Here is a 17,883-nt window from a genome sequence, read left to right as displayed (position 1 = left end):
GCCCATGAAAGTGCCGGTCGCCAAAACGAACAGGCACCAACAACCACAGGAAACGTCGGAAATGTCACGCCCCGGACAGACCGAAAATCAGATACAAAACCCACTCCAGAACCAGTCCCAGTCAGGGCATTTCGACGCGGACACCATCCGGCGCGGCGCCCTTGCCTGCCTGCCGCTTTTGCCCAGCACCATCATCTTTGGTGCCGTGCTTGGGGTGCTGGCCGCACAGCGCGGCTTGTCGCTTGGCGAGCTGTTGTTCATGAGCCTCGCCGTATTTGCCGGATCGGCACAGTTCGTGTCGGTCGATCTTTGGCGCGAAACCATTCCAAGTGCGACCATCATCATCGCAACGGCGGTGATTAATATGCGCTATATCCTGATCGGGGCGTCACTGCGCCCGGTGTTTCGCGGTCGTCCGCTGTGGGTCAAGGTGACCGGCATGCATATGGTCGCCGATGAAAACTGGGCCGTGTCGATGACACAAAAGGATTTGGCCAATCCGGGCTTTTTGCTGGGCGGCGGAATTTTCCTGGGCGTGGTCTGGGCGACCGGAAATACAGTGGGCTACCTGCTTGGCGGGGGTATTCCCGATCCGGAGGTTTATGCGCTTGATTTCGCCTTCACCGCCGTCTTTGCCGCACTGACCATTGGCATGTGGAAGGGCAAGGTTGACCTTTTGCCATGGATTGCCGCCGCAGTCGGATCGGTCATCGGCCATTACACCTTGCCCGGCACCTGGTCGATCCTGGCCGGTGCGGGTGCCGGTGTCCTTGTCGCCGCCCTGACCTGGCGCGAAGACATGGATGATGACAGCCTTGAAGCTGAATTTGCCGTTGAAGGCCGGGATGCTTATGGCGCGCCCGAAGGCACAAACGCTGCCAAACCTGCGACAGAGACTGCAATGGAGACGGGCCAATGACCCAATTCCCCGATCTGACAAGTTTCAGCCTTGAGGCCGTTCTGACCATCCTTGGCATGGCGGCGGTGACCTATGGCATGCGTCTGGGTGGGCTTTTAATGGCTGATCGCCTGCCGCAACATGGCCGCTGGGCACATGTGCTGGAACGCCTGCCCGGTGCGGTTTTGATTTCCGTCTGGGTGCCAAGTGCGCTTTCGGCAGGTGCGATTGGCATTACCGGGGCGGCAGCCACCGTGATTACCATGGCGCTTGCGCGCAACCTGTTTGCCGCCATGGCGGTGGGCATGGTTCTGGTCGGTGTGGGCCGATATTTCATCGGTAACTAGACAACGGCCGAAGACAAACAAAGAAAAAGCCGCCCTCGGATGAGGACGGCTTTTTGCGTTTGGGTGCGTGCGAAAGTTACGCAGCAATCAGGTTCTGTTCGCGGGTGGCTTCGAATTTGAGGTTCGGCCAGTCGCGTTGCGTGGTTTCAAGATGCCAGGCGTTGCGCGCGATGAAGACCAGTGTTTCGTCATGGTCTTCAAACAGGGCGGACTGGTTGGCATCCCGGAATTTCTTGATTTCAAGCGGATCATCGCCCACCACCCAGCGGGCGGCATAGGCAGGCGTCGGTTCGAAATGCACCTTGATGCCGTATTCGGCCGAGATGCGTTCTTTCAGAACCTCGAACTGAAGCTGTCCGACCACGCCAACGATCCAGTCCGCACCCATCATCGGCTTGAAGACCTGGGATGCACCTTCTTCGGCGAGCTGTTCAAGCGCGCGCTGAAGGTGCTTGCCCTTCAGCGGATCATCAAGGCGGACTTTCTGGAGCAATTCCGGTGCAAAGGCCGGAACCCCACGGAAGCGAAGATCTTCGCCCTCGGTCAGGGTATCGCCAATGCGCAAGGTGCCGTGGTTTGGAATACCGATGATATCGCCCGGCCAGGCTTCTTCGGCAATGTCACGTTCATTGGCAAAGAACAGCATCGGGTTATGCACGGCCATCAGTTTGCCTGCACGCACATGCTTAAGCTTCATGCCGCGTTTGAAATGGCCCGAGCACAGACGAATAAACGCAATACGGTCACGGTGGTTCGGGTCGATGTTGGCTTGTACCTTGAACACGAAGCCGGCGACCTTTGGCTCCACCGCTTCGACTAGGCGCGTTGCCGCTTCTTGCGGGCGCGGGGTCGGTGCGATTTCGCCAATGCCGCGCAACAATTCACGCACGCCAAAGTTATTGACCGCCGACCCAAAGAAGACCGGGGTCAGATGGCCTTCGCGGTAGCTTTGCAAATCAAATGGCGGGCAGATTTCGCGCACCATTTCGACTTCTTCACGCAGCTTTTCCAGAAGGTAATCCGGGATCAGTTCATCAAGCTTTGGATCATCAAGCCCCTTGATCGGAATGGCTTCCTTGACGACATTGCCGCCTTTTTCCATGAACAGAAGCTGATCATTGACCAGATCATAACAACCATGGAAATCACGGCCCGAGCCAATCGGCCAGGTAACCGGCGACACATCAAGGGCAAGATCCTGTTCGATCTGATCGATCAGTTCGAACGAATCCCGTGCTTCGCGGTCAAGCTTGTTAACGAACGTCGTGATCGGCACGTCACGCAGACGGCAAACCTCAAACAGCTTGCGCGTCTGGGCCTCGATGCCCTTCGCGCCGTCAATCACCATGACAGCCGAGTCAACGGCGGTCAGCACGCGATAGGTATCTTCGGAAAAGTCTTCGTGGCCCGGCGTATCAAGCAGGTTGAAGATATTTTCTTCGAACTCGAACGTCATAACCGCAGAGGACACGGAAATACCGCGATCCTGTTCGATCTTCATGAAGTCCGAACGGGCACCCTTTTGTTCCTTTTTCGCCTTCACTGCACCAGCCATCTGGATGGCACCCCCGAAAAGAAGCAGTTTTTCGGTCAGGGTGGTTTTACCCGCATCCGGGTGGGCAATGATAGCGAAGGTACGGCGACGCGATACCTGCTTGTCAATCATCGACATGGTTATCAACTTTAATCCGATATGAATTTCTTGGCGCGCAATGTAGCGATTTTTAACGTCATTGCCACCGTGAAATCATCATATCGGACATGAAGCGGGCGGTTTAACCCAGCCAGGCTTGCGAAATAACGCCAATTGCGAACGAACCGACCAGCGCATAAACCAGATACAGCGCAAAGACCGGCTTTTTGACCAGCGCAAAAACGGCAATCGCCGCCGGGATGGACGATACCCCGCCGGCCACCAGAAACGCCATCGCCGCCCCCGATTGCATGCCCTGCGCAATCAGGCCTTCCATGATCGGAAGGGCGGCATAGCCATTCAAATAGGCCGGAACCCCGACAAGGGTGGCAATGGCAATCGGGCCAATCCCGTCACCACCAAGCAATCCACTGACACTTTCAGCCGGGACATAGGCGACCATGATGCTTTCAAGCAGGAAGGCAAAGGCGATCCACTTGCCCAAAAAGAGCATGTTGGCAATCGCGGACGATCTGAACTTTTTGATCCGTTCATCATCGCGCCAGAACTTCCAGACAACCGCCTTGTGTGAACGGACCTTGGCCCCGCCGCAGCCACCATTTCCCACCCCGTCACGCAACGGATCAGAAAGGAAGCCCCGCGAGCCCAGCCATAGGGTGACAAAGCCGCCCATCAAACCAAGACCAATCGCCGAGATCATTTTAATCACCGCGAATTCGGTCCCAAGCGTGCCCGCGGTCAGAACAAACATCGCCGGGTCAATCACCGGACTTGCCAGCCAAAATGCCATGACCGGTGCCAACGGCACCCCCATGGCAAGCAGGGCCGCAATCAGCGGGATCACCCCGCAGGAGCAAAAGGGCGACAGTGCCCCGAAGGCGGCCGCGGTAAACACCATCCGCACAGGCCGCCCGGCAAAGGCGCGCGAAATCAGGTTATCGGCCCCGGTTGCCGTCGCGTAGGCGGCAATGCCGATTGAGAGCACCAGAAACGGTGCCGTGCTAACAAAGGACTCAGCCGTGAACTGCAAACTTGGGACAAATTGCGGCGCGTCAAAGATAAAGATCGCAGCAAGGATGATGCAGGATGCCAGCAAAACCCGGTCTGTTTGTCGGGCAGAAGTGCCGATGCGGCGCAATTGAAATGTCAGGGCACTCATATCTATATCCCTAGAAAATTAGTTATATTGATCCAAAAAAAATGCCCGACCTAGCAGGCCTTTTCCGTTTGATGGGCGGCATCAAGATCGACACCGCTGCAACATTCATCGGTGATGAAGCCGACAAGATCGCGCATAACATCGAAATCAGCCCGATTACGGGTTTCGCGCCCCAGTTTTTCCTGTTTGACCAGACCAGCCTGAACCAAGGTGCCGAGATGATGGGAAAGGGTTGATGCCGGAAGGCCAAGCACCCGCCCGATATCGCCAATATTAAGCCCCTCGTCCCCGGCCTTGACCAGCAGACGATAGATTTTCAGACGGGCTTCGTGGCCCAGTGCGGCAAAGGCCGGTGCAATGGTTTTTTCACTCATGCGGTCATTATAACTATATTTCTAGTTATTTAAATACATTTTCTGCAGCTCCCACATCTGACTGATTCAAATATCCTTTTTAGCATCAGGCTTGAGCATGACCACTACTGCAATACAAATGTCACTTGCCAGCACCGATATATGTCGATATTTCCCGACATATGGAAACAAAGCACGCAATCAGCGCCCTTGGCGCCTTGGCACAGGAACACAGACTGGCAGCATTCCGCTTGCTGGTCCGGGCCGGGAATGACGGTATTGCCGCGGGCGAACTGGCCCGGCAGATAGCCATTCCGCACAACACCATGTCATCGCACCTGACAACACTTAGTCAGGCCGGGTTGATTACCAGCACCCGCGAAGGCCGGTCGATCATTTACCGGATCGTTCCCGATGCCATGCGTGATCTTCTGGGGTTTCTTGCCGATGACTGCTGTCAGGGGCAACCCGAATTGTGTGGGCTGCCAAGCCGCTCTGCCACCGTCGATAAAAAAGGATGCTGCTAGATGGGTATTTTCGAACGTTTTCTGACCATCTGGGTTGCTGTCAGCATCGTGGTCGGCATCGTCTTGGGCGAAATGTTTCCCGGCGTGTTTCAGGCGATTGGCAATCTGACCGCCTATGAGATCAATCTGCCGGTGACGGTTCTGATCTGGTTGATGATCGTTCCGATGTTGATGAAGGTCGACTTTGGTGCGCTTCATGAAGTCGGTCGACAGTGGCGCGGGATCGGCGTCACGCTTGGTGTGAACTGGCTGATCAAGCCTTTTACCATGGCAGCCCTTGGCTGGCTGTTTATCGGCTTTCTGTTCCGCCCGCTTTTGCCCGAGTCACAAATCGAAAGCTATATCGCCGGTCTGATCCTTTTGGGGGCTGCCCCCTGCACAGCAATGGTGTTTGTCTGGTCACACCTGACCAAGGGGGATGCAAACTTTACGCTGACCCAGGTGGCACTGAATGACACGATCATGATCTTTGCCTTTGCGCCGATTGTGGCCTTGTTGCTCGGCATTTCGGCAATCACTATCCCGTGGGAAACGCTGACCATTTCGGTTGTGGCGTTTATCGTTATTCCGGTGATTGTTGGCCAGATCATCCGAAACCGCGTCATGAAAGGCGGGGTCGCGGCATTCAACAGCTTTGATGCCAAGCTCAAACCCGTATCGATGATTGCGTTGCTTAGCACGCTGGTTCTGCTGTTTGCCTTTCAGGGGCAGCAGATCATTGCCCAGCCGATGATCATTGCCCTTCTGGCGGTGCCGATCATTTTGCAGACCTATTTCATCGCGGCCATCGCCTATGTCGCCAACAAGCTGCTGGGTGTGGAACACAAAATCGCCGCCCCGTCTTCGATGATCGGGGCATCGAACTTCTTTGAACTGGCTGTGGCGACTGCCATCGGGTTGTTTGGTTTTTCATCGGGTGCGGCCCTTGCCACCGTGGTTGGTGTGCTGGTCGAAGTGCCGGTGATGCTGTCGCTTGTCGCCATTGCCAACCGCACCCGTGGCTGGTTCACCCCATCAAAAATTGCAAACTAACGGAGCCCTGATATGAGCCGCAAAATCCGCATTGGCATCAATGGTTTTGGCCGCATGGGCCGTCTGGTTCTGCGCGCAGGATGGGGGCATCCGGACCTTGAGTTTGTCCATATCAACGAAATCAAGGGCGGGGCTGTTACTGCGGCACACTTGCTGGAATTTGATTCGGTCCATGGCCGCTGGGGCAATGGTGTTGCCTGCATCGATGATAATGTGGTGATCGATCAGACGCACAAGATCAGTTTTAGCGAAAATGCCACCCCCGGCGAGACCGACTGGGTCGGCATGGGATGCGACATTGTTCTGGAATGCACCGGCAAGTTCAAAACGCCCGAGACATTGCAGCCCTATTTCGATCAGGGGGTTAAGAAAGTCATCGTTGCCGCCCCGGTCAAGGAAGGCGCACTTAATATCGTCTATGGCGTAAATGATGATCTTTATGACCCAGCCCAGCATCACCTTTTGACCGCGGCGAGTTGCACGACCAACTGTCTGGCACCGGTGGTAAAGGTTGTGCATGAAAAGCTTGGCATCGTGCATGGATCGATCACCACCATTCATGATGTGACCAACACCCAGACGATTGTCGATCTGCCGCACAAGGATTTGCGCCGGGCGCGGTCCTGCCTGCAATCGCTGATCCCGACCAGCACCGGGTCGGCGACCGCGATCACGCTGATTTACCCGGAACTCAAGGGCAAGCTGAACGGTATTGCCGTGCGTGTCCCGTTGCTGAATGCGTCGCTGACCGATTGTGTGTTCGAAGTCGCCGAAGACACCGATAATGAGACCGTCAATCGCCTGATGCGTGAGGCATCTGAAACCTATCTTGCCGGTATTCTTGGTTATGAAGAACGCCCGCTGGTCAGTGCCGATTACCTTAATGACAGCCGGTCTTCGATTATCGATGCCGGGTCGACCATGGTGATCGACAAGCGGCAGGTCAAAATCCTGGCCTGGTATGACAATGAATGGGGTTATGTCTGCCGGATGGCGGATTTGGCGGCCAAAGTCGCGCAACACCTGTTGGGGAAATAGCAAAAATGTCGGCCGCAATCCGCAACTATGCGCTGGTCACCGGGGCCTATTGGGGTTTTACCCTGACCGACGGGGCGCTTCGTATGCTGGTGCTGTTGCACTTTCATGCGCTGGGCTATTCGGCATTTGAAATCGCGCTTTTGTTCATCCTGTATGAAGTGGCCGGGATCGTCACCAATCTGGTTGGTGGGTGGCTGGCGCAGGCGCGCGGATTGCGTTTTACCCTGTTTGCCGGGCTGGCATTACAAATTGCGTCGCTGACCGCGCTTTCATTTACCAATCCCGATTGGCTCCCCGCCATTTCTGTCGCCTATGTCATGGGACTTCAGGCGGCATCGGGGGTTGCCAAGGATCTGACCAAGATGTCGAGCAAATCGGCAATCAAGGTTCTGGTGCCGGCCCATGCCGAAGGGGCGCTTTTCCGCTGGGTGGCGCTTTTGACCGGATCGAAGAACGCGCTTAAGGGTGTTGGCTTTTTCATGGGCGGTGCGTTGCTGTCCTGGCTTGGTTTTTCCGGTGCGCTTTTGGCGATGGCGGCGGGTCTTGCGCTGACCCTTGTGGCGGTTGCGATATCGCTCGGCTCTGCAATGGCTGGACCAGCCGGCGCGATGAAGCCGAAATTTCGCGATGTCTTTTCGCGTGATCGCAAGATCAATGTGCTGTCCGCCGCTCGTCTGTTTTTGTTTGGCTCGCGCGATATCTGGTTTGTCGTTGGCCTGCCGGTATTTCTGGCCTCCGAGCTTGGCTGGGGCCATATCGAAGTCGGCAGTTACATGGCGCTTTGGGTGATCGGATATGGCTTTATTCAGGCCATTGCGCCGAAGATGCTGCGTGCCAAAACCCGCGAGCCGGATGGCCGAACCGCGCAAATCTGGATTGCCGCCCTTATTGCCGTGTCTGCTGCTATTGCCATCGCCATCACACAGGACTTTGCCCCGGAACTTGCCGTTCTGGGTGGGTTGCTGGTGTTCGGGATTGTCTTTGCGATCAATTCATCGCTGCATTCCTACCTGATCCTTGCCTATGCCGAGGGCGACAAGGTCGCGATGAATGTCGGGTTCTATTATATGTCGAACGCCATCGGTCGATTGACCGGAACTGTGCTGTCGGGGGTGGCGTATCTTTATGGCGGGTTGGCCGGATGCCTTGTGACATCAATCGCGTTTTTAACGCTCGCCTGGGTGATCAGTGCCGCCCTGCCTTCGCGCTCAGCGACACCAACGCACGGTTGATTGGAAAAAACTTCCTTCGCAGATGCGGGATAAATACCTGAAAAGACTCATAAACCGAATTCATGAAACTTTAATCGCGCAAAAAGCCGTGACAAGACACTGCATATAGGGGTACGATTCCAATTAACGGTCAATAACTGGACCGCAGGAGGAGTTCCCGAGTGCCGCGAAAAAGCGTCTTAAACCGAGAATTTTCGCCCCCCGGATCGCACATGCAACATGCTGTGACCGGCGGAAACTCCTACCGCCACTTCCATCGCGAGATGAAAATTGAATGCGCGCCTTTCCATAACGGAATGGCGCGTTTTGCTTTTTTGGCCACTTTGTTGAGGTGATTGTCATGGGTAAGCGCGCAGCACGTCGTCGTAACCGTCCGCAGCAGTCTAATAACAATGTTCATGAACTGTTTGATGAAAACAATGCTGATTGGCACCCGCTTGGCGGGTCGGATCAGACCGGAACAGAACAGAAAGGACAACGCGATCAAAGCTACCGCCGCAACATCCGCCCGAAAAGTGAAAACCAGGCAGCCCTGATGGATGCCATCGACAATTACAATCTGGTCATGGCCCTTGGCCCGGCCGGCACCGGCAAGACCTATATCGCTGTATCCAAGGCGGTCGAAGCCCTTGATAACGGCGACATCGCCCGCATCGTTCTGGCCCGCCCGGCGGTTGAAGCCGGGGAAAATATCGGTTTCCTGCCAGGTGATGTCGAAGCCAAAATGGCCCCGTATCTGCGCCCGCTTTATGATGCGCTCAATGATCGTCTGGGGGCCAAGCGCCTTAAGACTTACATCTCGGACGGCACGATCGAGATTGCACCGATCGGTTATATGCGGGGTCGTACACTCAACAACGCCTTTGTGGTGATCGACGAGGCGCAGAACTGCACATACGGACAGCTTAAGATGCTGGTCACCCGCCTTGGCTGGAACTCCACCATGATCCTGACCGGCGACCCTGACCAGACCGACCTTCTGCCGGAAATGTCGGGTCTTTCGGAAATGTCCGAACGTCTTGAAAATGTCGAGGATGTCGCCTGTGTCCAGCTGCGCGACAAGGACATCGTCCGCCACCCGCTGGTCGCAAGCATGTTGACCGTTCTTTAGGTTTCAACACAGCAAACTGCAAAAACACTGCATAAAACAAAGGCGGGCCCGAAAGGGTCCGCCATTTTTTGTGGTCATCTGTGAAACCGGCTGGCGCCTAGCGCCCCATGGCCGCGACTTCGCCGCCACTGTTATTGACCGGAATATCATGTTGGCCTGCACGTTTGGCGCGGCCGGTGTGCCAGAATTCCGGATCCTCGGTATAGCCGCTGAATTCATCAAGATGGATGTCTTCGGGCGGTTCGGGATGGATGGTGATATCGAGATCAGGATATTCGGCACGGATGCTGTCCATCACCTGATGGCAGATGGTGTGCGATTCGCGCATCAGCATGCCGCCATCCATGATCAATTCGATCTCGGCAAAGCGATGCACACCCGATGACCGGGTCCGCAGACGGTGAATACCAATGACATCGGGGTTTTTCATCGTCAGTTCGATGATGCGCTGGCTATCAGATTCGGGAAGTTCCGCATCCATCAGAACCTTGACCGAGGTCCGGCCGACCTTGACCGCGGAATAGAGCAGGAAGATCGCAACCAACCCGCCAATCGCCGGATCGGCCCAGGCAAGGCCCGACATCCCGCCAAACAGGGCAATCATCACGGCCAGATTGGACAGGATATCGCTGCTGTAATGAAGGGAGTCCGCCTCGACCGCGGCTGAGCCTGAAATACGCACCGCCTTGCGTTGAAGCAATACCAGGCCAATGGTCATGATCAGCGAAACGCCCATGATCCAAAGGCCTTCGACGGCAAATGAAATTGGCATGGGTTCGGTGATGCGCGATGCCGCCTCGGCCAGAACCAGGATCGCAGCCCCAATCATGAAGGCCGATTGGAACAGCCCCGCCAGCGGTTCTGCCTTGCCATGGCCAAAGCGGTGATCGTAATCCGCTGGGCGCCAGGCCGAACGCACAGCCATGAAGTTGATCACAGAGGTACCAACATCAAGCATGCTATCAATCATGGAAGATAGAAGGCTTACGGAATCGGTCAGGAACCAGCCGACAGCCTTGATCAGGATCAGTGTCGCAGCAATGACAATGGAGGCCGTCGTTGCACGACGCGCCCAAGTCTCTTTCTGTGCTATGTCAATGACGGGACATTGACTCATCAGTTGTCAACCTCTGGCCTACCAATACGCTTACTGACCACCGTTTTATAGCCTGTTTGCGTACAATATGTAATGTCTATTGCCATATTTTCGCCCGTCCTAGGGCAGCAAATAGCGCATATTTGATATTCCGCAAGGTTTCCAAGCCTTTTTAAAGGGATTATATGTCGCATCCGGGCACATAATTGATACTGTAAAGCCTGTTAGGGACGAGAAACGATAATATGATTGTAGAGATCGGACATTACGCGCTGATACTGTCATTGGTGATGGCAGTGGCCCAATCCACCGTACCGTTTCTGGCGGCATCGCGGCGTGACGCCGCACTTCTGGCCGTCGCACCACGGTTGGCTTTGGCCTGCTTTGCACTGGTCGCGGCGAGTTTCCTTGCGCTGACCTATGCCTATGTCAGCTCTGATTTCTCGGTCCTCAACGTTCTGGCTAACAGCCATACCTCCAAACCGATGATCTACAAGATCACAGGCGTCTGGGCCAATCACGAAGGATCGATGTTGCTTTGGGTGCTGATCCTGACCCTGTTTGGCGGCGCGGTGGCAGCATTTGGCCGCAATCTTCCGCCGACCTTGCTGGCGCGCGTTTTGGGTGTGATGGGCCTGATCGGGGCTGGCTTTATCCTGTTTATTGTTCTGACGTCGAACCCGTTTGAGCGCGTCCTGAACCCGCCGCTTGACGGGGAAGGCATGAACCCGCTGTTGCAGGACCCGGGCATCGCCATTCATCCGCCGTTCCTTTATCTCGGCTATGTCGGGTTTTCAGTCGCCTTTGCCTTTGCCGTCGCAGCCCTGATTGAAGGCCGGGTTGATCCGGCCTGGGCACGTTGGGTGCGCCCCTGGACGCTGGCAGCCTGGGTATTTCTGACCGCTGGCATCGGGCTTGGTTCCTGGTGGGCCTATTACGAGCTTGGCTGGGGCGGCTGGTGGTTCTGGGATCCGGTCGAAAACGCATCCTTCATGCCGTGGCTGGCCGGGACTGCGCTTTTGCATTCGGCCATCGTGGTGGAAAAGCGCGACGCACTTAAAAGCTGGACCATTTTTCTGGCGATCCTGGCGTTTTCCTTCTCGCTTCTGGGGACCTTCCTGGTGCGGTCGGGTGCTCTGACATCGGTGCATGCCTTTGCCACCGATCCGACGCGCGGGGTGTTTATCCTGTTCCTGCTGTTCATTGCGGTTGGCGGGTCGCTAACACTTTATGCCTGGCGGGCACCGACATTGAAGGGCGGCGGGTTGTTTCAGCCGATTTCGCGTGAAGGGGCGCTTATTTTTAACAATGTCCTTTTGTCGATTGCCGCCGCCATGGTGTTGCTCGGCACGCTTTATCCGTTGCTGCTTGAAACTCTGACTGGCGAGAAAATCTCGGTCGGGGCACCGTTCTTTAACGCGACCTTCGTTCCGATCATCACCCCGGTAATTGTCGCAATGGCCTTTGGCCCATTGATGCCGTGGAAACGTGCCGACCTTCTTGGCGTGTTTAACAAGCTCAAGATCGCCCTTGCGGCTGCCGCCGTTGTCGTACTGGTGACACTTTGGCTTTCGGGTGGCCCGGCCTTTGCCCTGTTTGGGATGGGGCTGGCAGCCTGGCTGTTTGTCGGATCGATCCTTGAATGGTCGGGCCGCATCAAGCTGTTCCGCGAGCCAATTGGCACCAGCCTGCGCCGCATGCGCAATCTGCCGCGCTCGGCCCATGGGACGATGCTGGCCCATGCCGGTGTGGCAATCGTGGTGGCCGGTATCACCGGATCGCAGGCCTGGACCGAGGAAGCCGTTCAGTCACTTGCCGTTGGCGAAAGCACCGAACTTGCCGGGCATACCTTTATCCTGTCTGGCATCCGTGAATATCAGGGCCCGAACTATGCCGCCCGCGAAGCGGAAATCACCATCACCACACCGGGCGAACGCACCGTTGTCCTGACACCGGAAAAACGCGTCTATACGGTCGAAGGCATGCCAACGACAGAAGCCGGCATTCAATCAAGCTTCACCGGCGACATCTATGCCGTGATCGGCGATCAGGATGAAAGCGGCAAATGGATCACGCGGTTTTACGTCAAACCCCTGATCCCATGGATGTGGTTTGGTGGGCTTGTCATGGTGTTTGGCGGATTGATGTCGCTTTCGGATCGTCGTTATCGCATCGGGGCACCAACCCGTTCCCACAAAACTGCCGCCAAAGCAGTGCCCGCAGAATAAGCCAAGGACAGGATACCTAAATAATGACCATCTGGATTGTTCTTGGCGCGATTACCCTGCTGCTTGCGGGGTTCATTCTGTGGCCGATTTTTGGCGGCAGTCGTAAAGCGGCGTCGGATGAGGCAAGCGATGCGCCGTCCGCATCGGAGCTTGAAGATGGCAGCCCGGAAAACGAGCTTTCGCGCGACCTGGCGGTTTATCGTGATCAGCTTTCCGAGATTGACCGTGACATTGAACGCGGGGTTCTAAGCGCCGAGCAGGCCGATGCGGCGCGCACCGAAGTTCAGCGTCGTATTCTGGCGGCCGATCAGCGCATCAAAAAGCAACAGCCCACTGACACCATCCAGCAGACATCGGCAAACAAGCCCGTCCGGGCCATTGCCGCCGGTTTTATCGTGCTGTTCATTGCAGGCGGGTTCGGGCTTTATCTTGATCTTGGCAATCCGACCATGCCAGACCGACCGATCACCAGCCGCACCGATGAGATCAACGCCGTGCGGATGGCCCAGACGGCGGATGAAGACCGCCAGTCGGTGCTTAATCGTGCCGTCAGCGACCTTTCGCAGAGGCTTTTGGAAAATCCAGATGATCTACGTGCCTGGGAATTACTGGGTGCCAGCCTGATGGCGCTTGGCCGCCCGGAAGAAGCGCAAACCGCGTTTCTTGAAACCGTCAAACGGTCGGGACGCGACGGTGACTATCTGGCCATGTATGCCGAAAGCCTGATCCGCAGCAATAATGGCCAAATCAACACAACCGCCCGTGGCGTGCTGCGCGAAGCCGAAAAAACCGACAGTACCGATCCGCGCATCCAGTTTTATCTTGGCCTTGCCGATGCACAGGAAGGCAATGTCGGTGCGGCGGTTGATCGCTGGATCGCGCTTGCCAATGGGGCACCGGGCGATGCGCCGTGGTTGCCGATGGTGGTTGGCCGGATCAATGAAGCCGCCCTTGCCCAGGGGATCGACATTGAAGGACGCCTGAATCTTGCCGAAAACACTTCCCCCGGTCCAAGTCAGGAAGATATCGCCGCCGCGCAGGAAATGACACCTGAAGAGCAGCAGCAAATGATCATGTCGATGGTCAATGGATTGGCCGAACGGCTGGAGGCTGAACCGAACAATCCCGACGGGTGGGCCCGCCTGATGCAGGCCTATATGGTGCTGGGCCGGGAAGACGATGCCAAGGTGGCGTTCGAGAAGGCCAGAACGGTGTTTGCCGACCAGCCGGAGCTGTTAGCCCGATTCGACTCGCTGGCACAGGAAATCGGCATCTCGGCGAACTGAACAGGCATTTATCGGTAATATTGCCGATAAAAATTGTTTTGCAGAAACTCTTTTCCCTGCACTTTTGAACCATTATATCCCATACAGTCGGATAATATCTGCAACTTTACTGAAGTCTTATTGAATTGAACTTCGTGCTGAGGTATGAAATTAAGACTTAAGGATAGATAAGAAATACATCATATATGTAATTCCAAAGAATACCTTTCGATGGTGGGGGCCATCTTTTTCTTTAGGATCAATATATTGACAGGCTCACAAAACAAAAGATCAGGGATGACCATGCGCACCAAAAGCTCATCCCTAAGGATAGCGGATCAGCATGCCGGATCAAAAGAACGGTTCAATAAACAACCTGTTGTTGATTGAAGATAATCCTGGTGATGCGCGCCTGGTGCGCGAAGCACTTCGGGAATTCAAACAACCGGTTGAATTGCATCACGTAAAGGATGCGATGACCGCGCTGCAGTTTTTGCAGCAAGATGGTCCGTATCGCAATTCACCGCGCCCACGCCTGATTCTTCTGGACCTCAACATGCCGCGCAAGGATGGCCGCGAAATGCTGCGCGATATCCGCAATGATCCCAATTGCGCATCCATTCCGGTAATCGTTCTGACAACATCCGGTGCCGAGCATGATGTCGATCTGTGCTACGCCGCCGGGGCAAACTGTTATTTGCGCAAACCGGTTGATGTGACAGAATTCATCGAACTGATGAAAATGATCGAATCCTTCTGGCTGGGACTGGCGTTGACCCCCACGCCGTAACCCCCTGCCAGAGAGAGACTGCCGTGCGCCGCCCGACATCTCTGCTTTTGACATCCCAGTCCATCCCGACGAGCCTTAGGATTGCGCTGCGTGAATTGCGCAAGCCCGGTATCGGCATTGTCACCCTGTTCGCCACCCTTGTCTTTGCGGCAACCATTCTGGTCCTGACCGTCAGTCTGACCCAGTCGGTTCGCGATGGGTTGCGCCAGTCGGCACAACAGACCATCGGCGGGGATATCTCGCTGCGTCTGTTTCACCGGGCACCGACGTCAGATGAAATTGCCTTTCTTGAAACAATTGGCACCCTCAGCCTGACAATCGAACAAAGGGTGATGGTTCAGTCATCCGATAATCAACCGACCGTACTTTCCGAACTGAAGGCGGTTGATGCCACCTATCCGCTTTTTGGCAATCTGGCACTGTCGCCAGACATTCCGCTTTCGGAAGCCCTTGGCACCCGCGATGGCACACCCGGCATTGTTGTTGGCCCCGAACTGGTTGAGGACGGCGGGTACAGGGTTGGCGATACTCTTTATCTTGGGGGTCAGCCTTATCAGATCCGCGCGCGCATCGCCGCCGAGCCCGAACGCAAATTCAGGCTGTTCTCGCTTGGTCCCCGCGTGATTGTCGGGCTAGATGCGTATCGCAACAGCCCACTTTTGGCACCGGGAAAGCAGGTTTACTGGTATCTGCGGATCAAGCTGCCACCGAATAACACGCAAACGCAGGATCAGATTATTGCCGCCATCGAAGGCCGATTTCCAGATAGCGGATGGCGGATTGTCAGTGCTGCGGACGGGGTCCCCGGGCTTGAACGGATCGGGGATTTCGCGTCTGCCTTCGTCAGCCTGATGGGAATTGCGATCTTTGCCATCGCGACAAGTGCCATCCGAAATGCCCTGACAGCCGATCTTGCCGCACGACGTCCCCGCTTTGCGACCCTGCGCAGTCTGGGCGCCCGGCCACAGGAAGTTGCCACCAGCATTATCTGGCAAATGGGACTTATTACTGGCTTTGCCATCCTGATCGCGGTTGTTTTGACTGTAATCGCGGGCGCGGTGCTTGGTCCGTTGTTCGCCGAAATGTTTGGTTTTGAAGTACGGCCAACTTTCGAGAATGGCCCGCTGATTACGGGTTTCGTTTTCGGCTTTGTTGCCCTTGTTTCTATCAACCCGATCCGCGATGCCAGTGATGCTTCGCCGGCCTGCCTATTTCGCCATCAGGATCAACGTGAAACGCAAAGCCCCTTAAAACGCCGTTGGACCAAGCTCATAATCATAAAGGCCCTCATTGCAGGCTGCTTGCTTGGCATTGCCAGTGCCCTGATTGACCTTGGCTGGTTTTCGCTTGTCTTGTTGGCGGTTCTTGTCGGATGTCAGGTTCTTTTTGTCGGTCTCGGGCGGATAATCCAGGCAATGGCAGGACGGCTTTCGACACGACATCGCCTTTCCCCCACGCTTCGTTTGGCATTGCGCAATATCGCCCGGCCATCTGCGCCGACCGTGACCATCACCGCGTCCTTTGGCCTGGCGATGGCATGTCTGACCGCTGTTATTCTGTTTGGCAGCTTGGCGGGTCAGCATTTGGAATCTGTCTTGCCGTCCCAGACCCCGGATGTGGTGTTTTTCGATATCCCACCAACCACACAAGACGCCTTTCAGGCAGATGTCCTGCGTGCTGATGGTGTTCAAAGCGTCACCCAGATGCCGTTTCTGCACGGTCGGGTCACGCATCTGAACGGCTTGCCATTGACGCAGACCCAAGTACCACGGCGCTATCACTGGTTCCTGCGCGGCGACCGGGGCATGTCATGGACAGATCGTCCGACAGCAAACATGAGCCAAAGCACGCTTACAGATGGCCATTGGTGGCCGCCAGAGAGCGTTAATGAAGATTTGGCATCCGTTGACGCCGGTGTTGCACAGGCAATCGGTGCGGCGGTCGGAGACAGCCTGACGGTCAATATCATGGGAAAACCCCATAACGTCCGCATTGCCAATCTGCGTCAGATTGACTGGACACGACTTGACCTTGATTTCCCGATTGTTCTGTCGCCAATGTCGCCGCCCTTTGACCATGGGGTGATCAGTGCTGTGCAGCTTAGTGACACAATGGATGCAACGGCGTCGATGGCCCCGATCCTTGAGACCTATCGCGATATCCCGGTGATTTTCGTCAACGACGTTCTGGCAAAACTGACCCGCTTGTTTGACGGCGTGGTGGCAGGGCTGCTCGCGATCACCACACTTGCGACCCTTGGCGCGGTTCTGGTGATTATTTGCGGGCTGATCGCGCTACGCCAGCGCCAGACAGAGACACTTGCCATGCTGCGCGCCCTTGGTATTCGGCCGCGTCAAATCAGCCAAACCGGGGCGCTTGAAACCGGACTGATGATTGCGACCAGTGGCCTGATCGGCCTTATGGCAGGCAGCGGAATTGCAATTATCGCCGCACAAGCCATCGGCACCATCGATCTGGCGAAGGTCGCGGCACTCGCCGGACCGATGATCGCAACAGCATTTGGTATGATCGTGGTGCTTGGGTTTGGTGGTGGCTGGATGTTGCAGGCGGCAAGTTTGCGTGCACAGGCGGGCTGGCGCGGTTAGACCGAAACCCTCCAGCCCCAAAACGACCCCAAACGATATCGGACAACAAAAAAGGCCGCCCTATCAGGACGGCCTTTTTAAATGATTTTCTGAAAGCAGGCTTAGTTGCTCAGGGCCTGGATCTGTGCACGGGCAATGTCGAGCGCGCGCTCGGCATTGGCTTTGTCGTGTGCAGTCTCGGCAGACTTGAGAGCGGCCTGAGCCTCTTCAAGACGGGCCTGTGCTTCGTCAGCTTTCAAATCGGAAACCGGAACCGCTTCTTCTGCCAGAATGGTGCAACGCTCGGGATTAACCTCGGCAACACCGCCAGCAACGAAGATACGTTCGGAAACCTTACCACCTGCATAGATGTCGATGACACCCGGACGAATGGTCGAGATCATCGGCGCATGCTTGGGCAGAACACCAAAATTCCCGTCCGTGCCCGGAACAACGACCATCTCGACCGGCTCGGATTTGAGCAGGGCAGACGGTGAAACAAGTTCCAGTACAGTCGTATCAGTCATGACAATCCTCGCTCCTTAGCCGGAGGGGGACCAAAGCTGCC

Annotated in this window: 16 protein-coding genes; 11 read left to right on the top strand and 5 right to left on the bottom strand. The window is 55.9% G+C overall.

Annotated features, from left to right (window positions below; translation table 11 throughout):
• Nucleotides 1–61: 61 nt before the first annotated feature.
• Together TH2_RS07355 and TH2_RS07350 are read left to right on the top strand one after the other, a co-directional pair.
• The gene (locus tag TH2_RS07355) at nucleotides 62–919 is read left to right on the top strand and encodes an AzlC family ABC transporter permease (RefSeq protein ID WP_008889780.1); all 858 of its coding nucleotides are present in this window, start codon (nucleotides 62–64) and stop codon (nucleotides 917–919) included.
• On the top strand, nucleotides 916–1,245 hold the full coding sequence (locus tag TH2_RS07350; protein WP_008889779.1) for an AzlD family protein: 330 nt from the start codon (nucleotides 916–918) through the stop codon (nucleotides 1,243–1,245). Before TH2_RS07355 ends, TH2_RS07350 begins: the two co-directional genes overlap by 4 nt.
• Before the next feature lie 76 nt (nucleotides 1,246–1,321).
• On the opposite strand, the gene TH2_RS07345 is transcribed toward TH2_RS07350, so the two are convergent.
• The 3 genes from TH2_RS07345 to TH2_RS07335 all read right to left on the bottom strand — a co-directional run bounded on the left by TH2_RS07345 (nucleotide 1,322) and on the right by TH2_RS07335 (nucleotide 4,432).
• Nucleotides 1,322–2,917 (bottom strand): peptide chain release factor 3, encoded by a 1,596-nt coding sequence (locus tag TH2_RS07345; RefSeq protein WP_008889778.1) that lies wholly within the window; start codon nucleotides 2,915–2,917, stop codon nucleotides 1,322–1,324.
• A 103-nt stretch (nucleotides 2,918–3,020) separates the two neighbouring features.
• A complete protein-coding gene (locus tag TH2_RS07340) occupies nucleotides 3,021–4,058 on the bottom strand; it encodes a permease (protein WP_008889777.1) in 1,038 nt (345 codons plus the stop codon).
• 50 nt (nucleotides 4,059–4,108) lie between these two features.
• Nucleotides 4,109–4,432 carry an ArsR/SmtB family transcription factor gene (locus TH2_RS07335; RefSeq protein ID WP_008889776.1) on the bottom strand — a complete coding sequence of 108 codons (324 nt, stop codon included), beginning with the start codon at nucleotides 4,430–4,432 and terminating at the stop codon, nucleotides 4,109–4,111.
• A 161-nt stretch (nucleotides 4,433–4,593) separates the two neighbouring features.
• Between TH2_RS07335 and TH2_RS07330 the strand changes: the two genes are divergently transcribed.
• The 5 genes from TH2_RS07330 to TH2_RS07310 all read left to right on the top strand — a co-directional run bounded on the left by TH2_RS07330 (nucleotide 4,594) and on the right by TH2_RS07310 (nucleotide 9,351).
• Complete coding sequence (locus TH2_RS07330) at nucleotides 4,594–4,938, top strand: ArsR/SmtB family transcription factor (RefSeq protein ID WP_008889775.1); 345 nt, start codon at nucleotides 4,594–4,596, stop codon at nucleotides 4,936–4,938.
• The gene (arsB, locus tag TH2_RS07325) at nucleotides 4,939–5,970 is read left to right on the top strand and encodes an ACR3 family arsenite efflux transporter (protein WP_008889774.1); all 1,032 of its coding nucleotides are present in this window, start codon (nucleotides 4,939–4,941) and stop codon (nucleotides 5,968–5,970) included.
• A 12-nt stretch (nucleotides 5,971–5,982) separates the two neighbouring features.
• On the top strand, nucleotides 5,983–7,008 hold the full coding sequence (locus TH2_RS07320) for an ArsJ-associated glyceraldehyde-3-phosphate dehydrogenase (protein WP_008889773.1): 1,026 nt from the start codon (nucleotides 5,983–5,985) through the stop codon (nucleotides 7,006–7,008).
• Between the two features lie 5 nt (nucleotides 7,009–7,013).
• The gene (arsJ, locus tag TH2_RS07315; RefSeq protein WP_008889772.1) at nucleotides 7,014–8,240 is read left to right on the top strand and encodes an organoarsenical effux MFS transporter ArsJ; all 1,227 of its coding nucleotides are present in this window, start codon (nucleotides 7,014–7,016) and stop codon (nucleotides 8,238–8,240) included.
• 340 nt (nucleotides 8,241–8,580) lie between these two features.
• The gene (locus TH2_RS07310) at nucleotides 8,581–9,351 is read left to right on the top strand and encodes a PhoH family protein (protein WP_008889771.1); all 771 of its coding nucleotides are present in this window, start codon (nucleotides 8,581–8,583) and stop codon (nucleotides 9,349–9,351) included.
• A 97-nt stretch (nucleotides 9,352–9,448) separates the two neighbouring features.
• Here TH2_RS07310 and TH2_RS07305 read toward each other — a convergent pair whose 3' ends face one another.
• Nucleotides 9,449–10,468 (bottom strand): cation diffusion facilitator family transporter, encoded by a 1,020-nt coding sequence (locus TH2_RS07305; protein WP_008889770.1) that lies wholly within the window; start codon nucleotides 10,466–10,468, stop codon nucleotides 9,449–9,451.
• Between the two features lie 224 nt (nucleotides 10,469–10,692).
• Here TH2_RS07305 and TH2_RS07300 point away from each other — a divergent pair, with 224 nt between their 5' ends.
• The 4 genes from TH2_RS07300 (at nucleotide 10,693) to TH2_RS07285 (ending at nucleotide 17,336) form a co-directional block, all read left to right on the top strand.
• Nucleotides 10,693–12,675 carry a heme lyase CcmF/NrfE family subunit gene (locus TH2_RS07300; RefSeq protein ID WP_008889769.1) on the top strand — a complete coding sequence of 661 codons (1,983 nt, stop codon included), beginning with the start codon at nucleotides 10,693–10,695 and terminating at the stop codon, nucleotides 12,673–12,675.
• 23 nt (nucleotides 12,676–12,698) lie between these two features.
• Complete coding sequence (gene ccmI / locus TH2_RS07295) at nucleotides 12,699–13,961, top strand: c-type cytochrome biogenesis protein CcmI (RefSeq protein ID WP_008889768.1); 1,263 nt, start codon at nucleotides 12,699–12,701, stop codon at nucleotides 13,959–13,961.
• A gap of 322 nt (nucleotides 13,962–14,283) precedes the next feature.
• Complete coding sequence (locus TH2_RS07290) at nucleotides 14,284–14,730, top strand: response regulator (RefSeq protein WP_008889767.1); 447 nt, start codon at nucleotides 14,284–14,286, stop codon at nucleotides 14,728–14,730.
• A gap of 23 nt (nucleotides 14,731–14,753) precedes the next feature.
• Nucleotides 14,754–17,336, top strand: a complete 2,583-nt coding sequence (locus TH2_RS07285; RefSeq protein WP_008889766.1) for an ABC transporter permease — start codon at nucleotides 14,754–14,756, stop codon at nucleotides 17,334–17,336.
• A 101-nt stretch (nucleotides 17,337–17,437) separates the two neighbouring features.
• Here the strand turns inward: TH2_RS07285 and atpC are convergent, their stop codons facing one another.
• Nucleotides 17,438–17,842, bottom strand: a complete 405-nt coding sequence (gene atpC, locus TH2_RS07280) for an ATP synthase F1 subunit epsilon (protein ID WP_008889765.1) — start codon at nucleotides 17,840–17,842, stop codon at nucleotides 17,438–17,440.
• Nucleotides 17,843–17,883 lie beyond the last annotated feature (41 nt).

Origin of the sequence: Thalassospira profundimaris WP0211 (assembly GCF_000300275.1) — a bacterium.
Taxonomy (GTDB): Bacteria; Pseudomonadota; Alphaproteobacteria; order Rhodospirillales; family Thalassospiraceae; genus Thalassospira; species Thalassospira profundimaris.
Note: the sequence above shows the minus strand (reverse complement) of the source record. Positions and strands in the feature narration are given on the sequence as shown.

Excerpts from the sequence above, each read along its gene's own strand:
- ccmI (WP_008889768.1), top strand. The coding sequence starts at position 12,699 with ATGACCATCTGGATTGTTCTTGGCGCGATTACCCTGCTGCTTGCGGGG.
- TH2_RS07305 (WP_008889770.1), bottom strand. The coding sequence starts at position 10,468 with ATGAGTCAATGTCCCGTCATTGACATAGCACAGAAAGAGACTTGGGCG.
- TH2_RS07335 (WP_008889776.1), bottom strand. The coding sequence starts at position 4,432 with ATGAGTGAAAAAACCATTGCACCGGCCTTTGCCGCACTGGGCCACGAA.
- TH2_RS07320 (WP_008889773.1), top strand. The coding sequence starts at position 5,983 with ATGAGCCGCAAAATCCGCATTGGCATCAATGGTTTTGGCCGCATGGGC.
- atpC (WP_008889765.1), bottom strand. The coding sequence starts at position 17,842 with ATGACTGATACGACTGTACTGGAACTTGTTTCACCGTCTGCCCTGCTC.
- TH2_RS07340 (WP_008889777.1), bottom strand. The coding sequence starts at position 4,058 with ATGAGTGCCCTGACATTTCAATTGCGCCGCATCGGCACTTCTGCCCGA.
- arsJ (WP_008889772.1), top strand. The coding sequence starts at position 7,014 with ATGTCGGCCGCAATCCGCAACTATGCGCTGGTCACCGGGGCCTATTGG.
- TH2_RS07355 (WP_008889780.1), top strand. The coding sequence starts at position 62 with ATGTCACGCCCCGGACAGACCGAAAATCAGATACAAAACCCACTCCAG.
- TH2_RS07350 (WP_008889779.1), top strand. The coding sequence starts at position 916 with ATGACCCAATTCCCCGATCTGACAAGTTTCAGCCTTGAGGCCGTTCTG.
- TH2_RS07345 (WP_008889778.1), bottom strand. The coding sequence starts at position 2,917 with ATGTCGATGATTGACAAGCAGGTATCGCGTCGCCGTACCTTCGCTATC.
- TH2_RS07330 (WP_008889775.1), top strand. The coding sequence starts at position 4,594 with ATGGAAACAAAGCACGCAATCAGCGCCCTTGGCGCCTTGGCACAGGAA.
- TH2_RS07300 (WP_008889769.1), top strand. The coding sequence starts at position 10,693 with ATGATTGTAGAGATCGGACATTACGCGCTGATACTGTCATTGGTGATG.
- TH2_RS07290 (WP_008889767.1), top strand. The coding sequence starts at position 14,284 with ATGCCGGATCAAAAGAACGGTTCAATAAACAACCTGTTGTTGATTGAA.
- arsB (WP_008889774.1), top strand. The coding sequence starts at position 4,939 with ATGGGTATTTTCGAACGTTTTCTGACCATCTGGGTTGCTGTCAGCATC.
- TH2_RS07310 (WP_008889771.1), top strand. The coding sequence starts at position 8,581 with ATGGGTAAGCGCGCAGCACGTCGTCGTAACCGTCCGCAGCAGTCTAAT.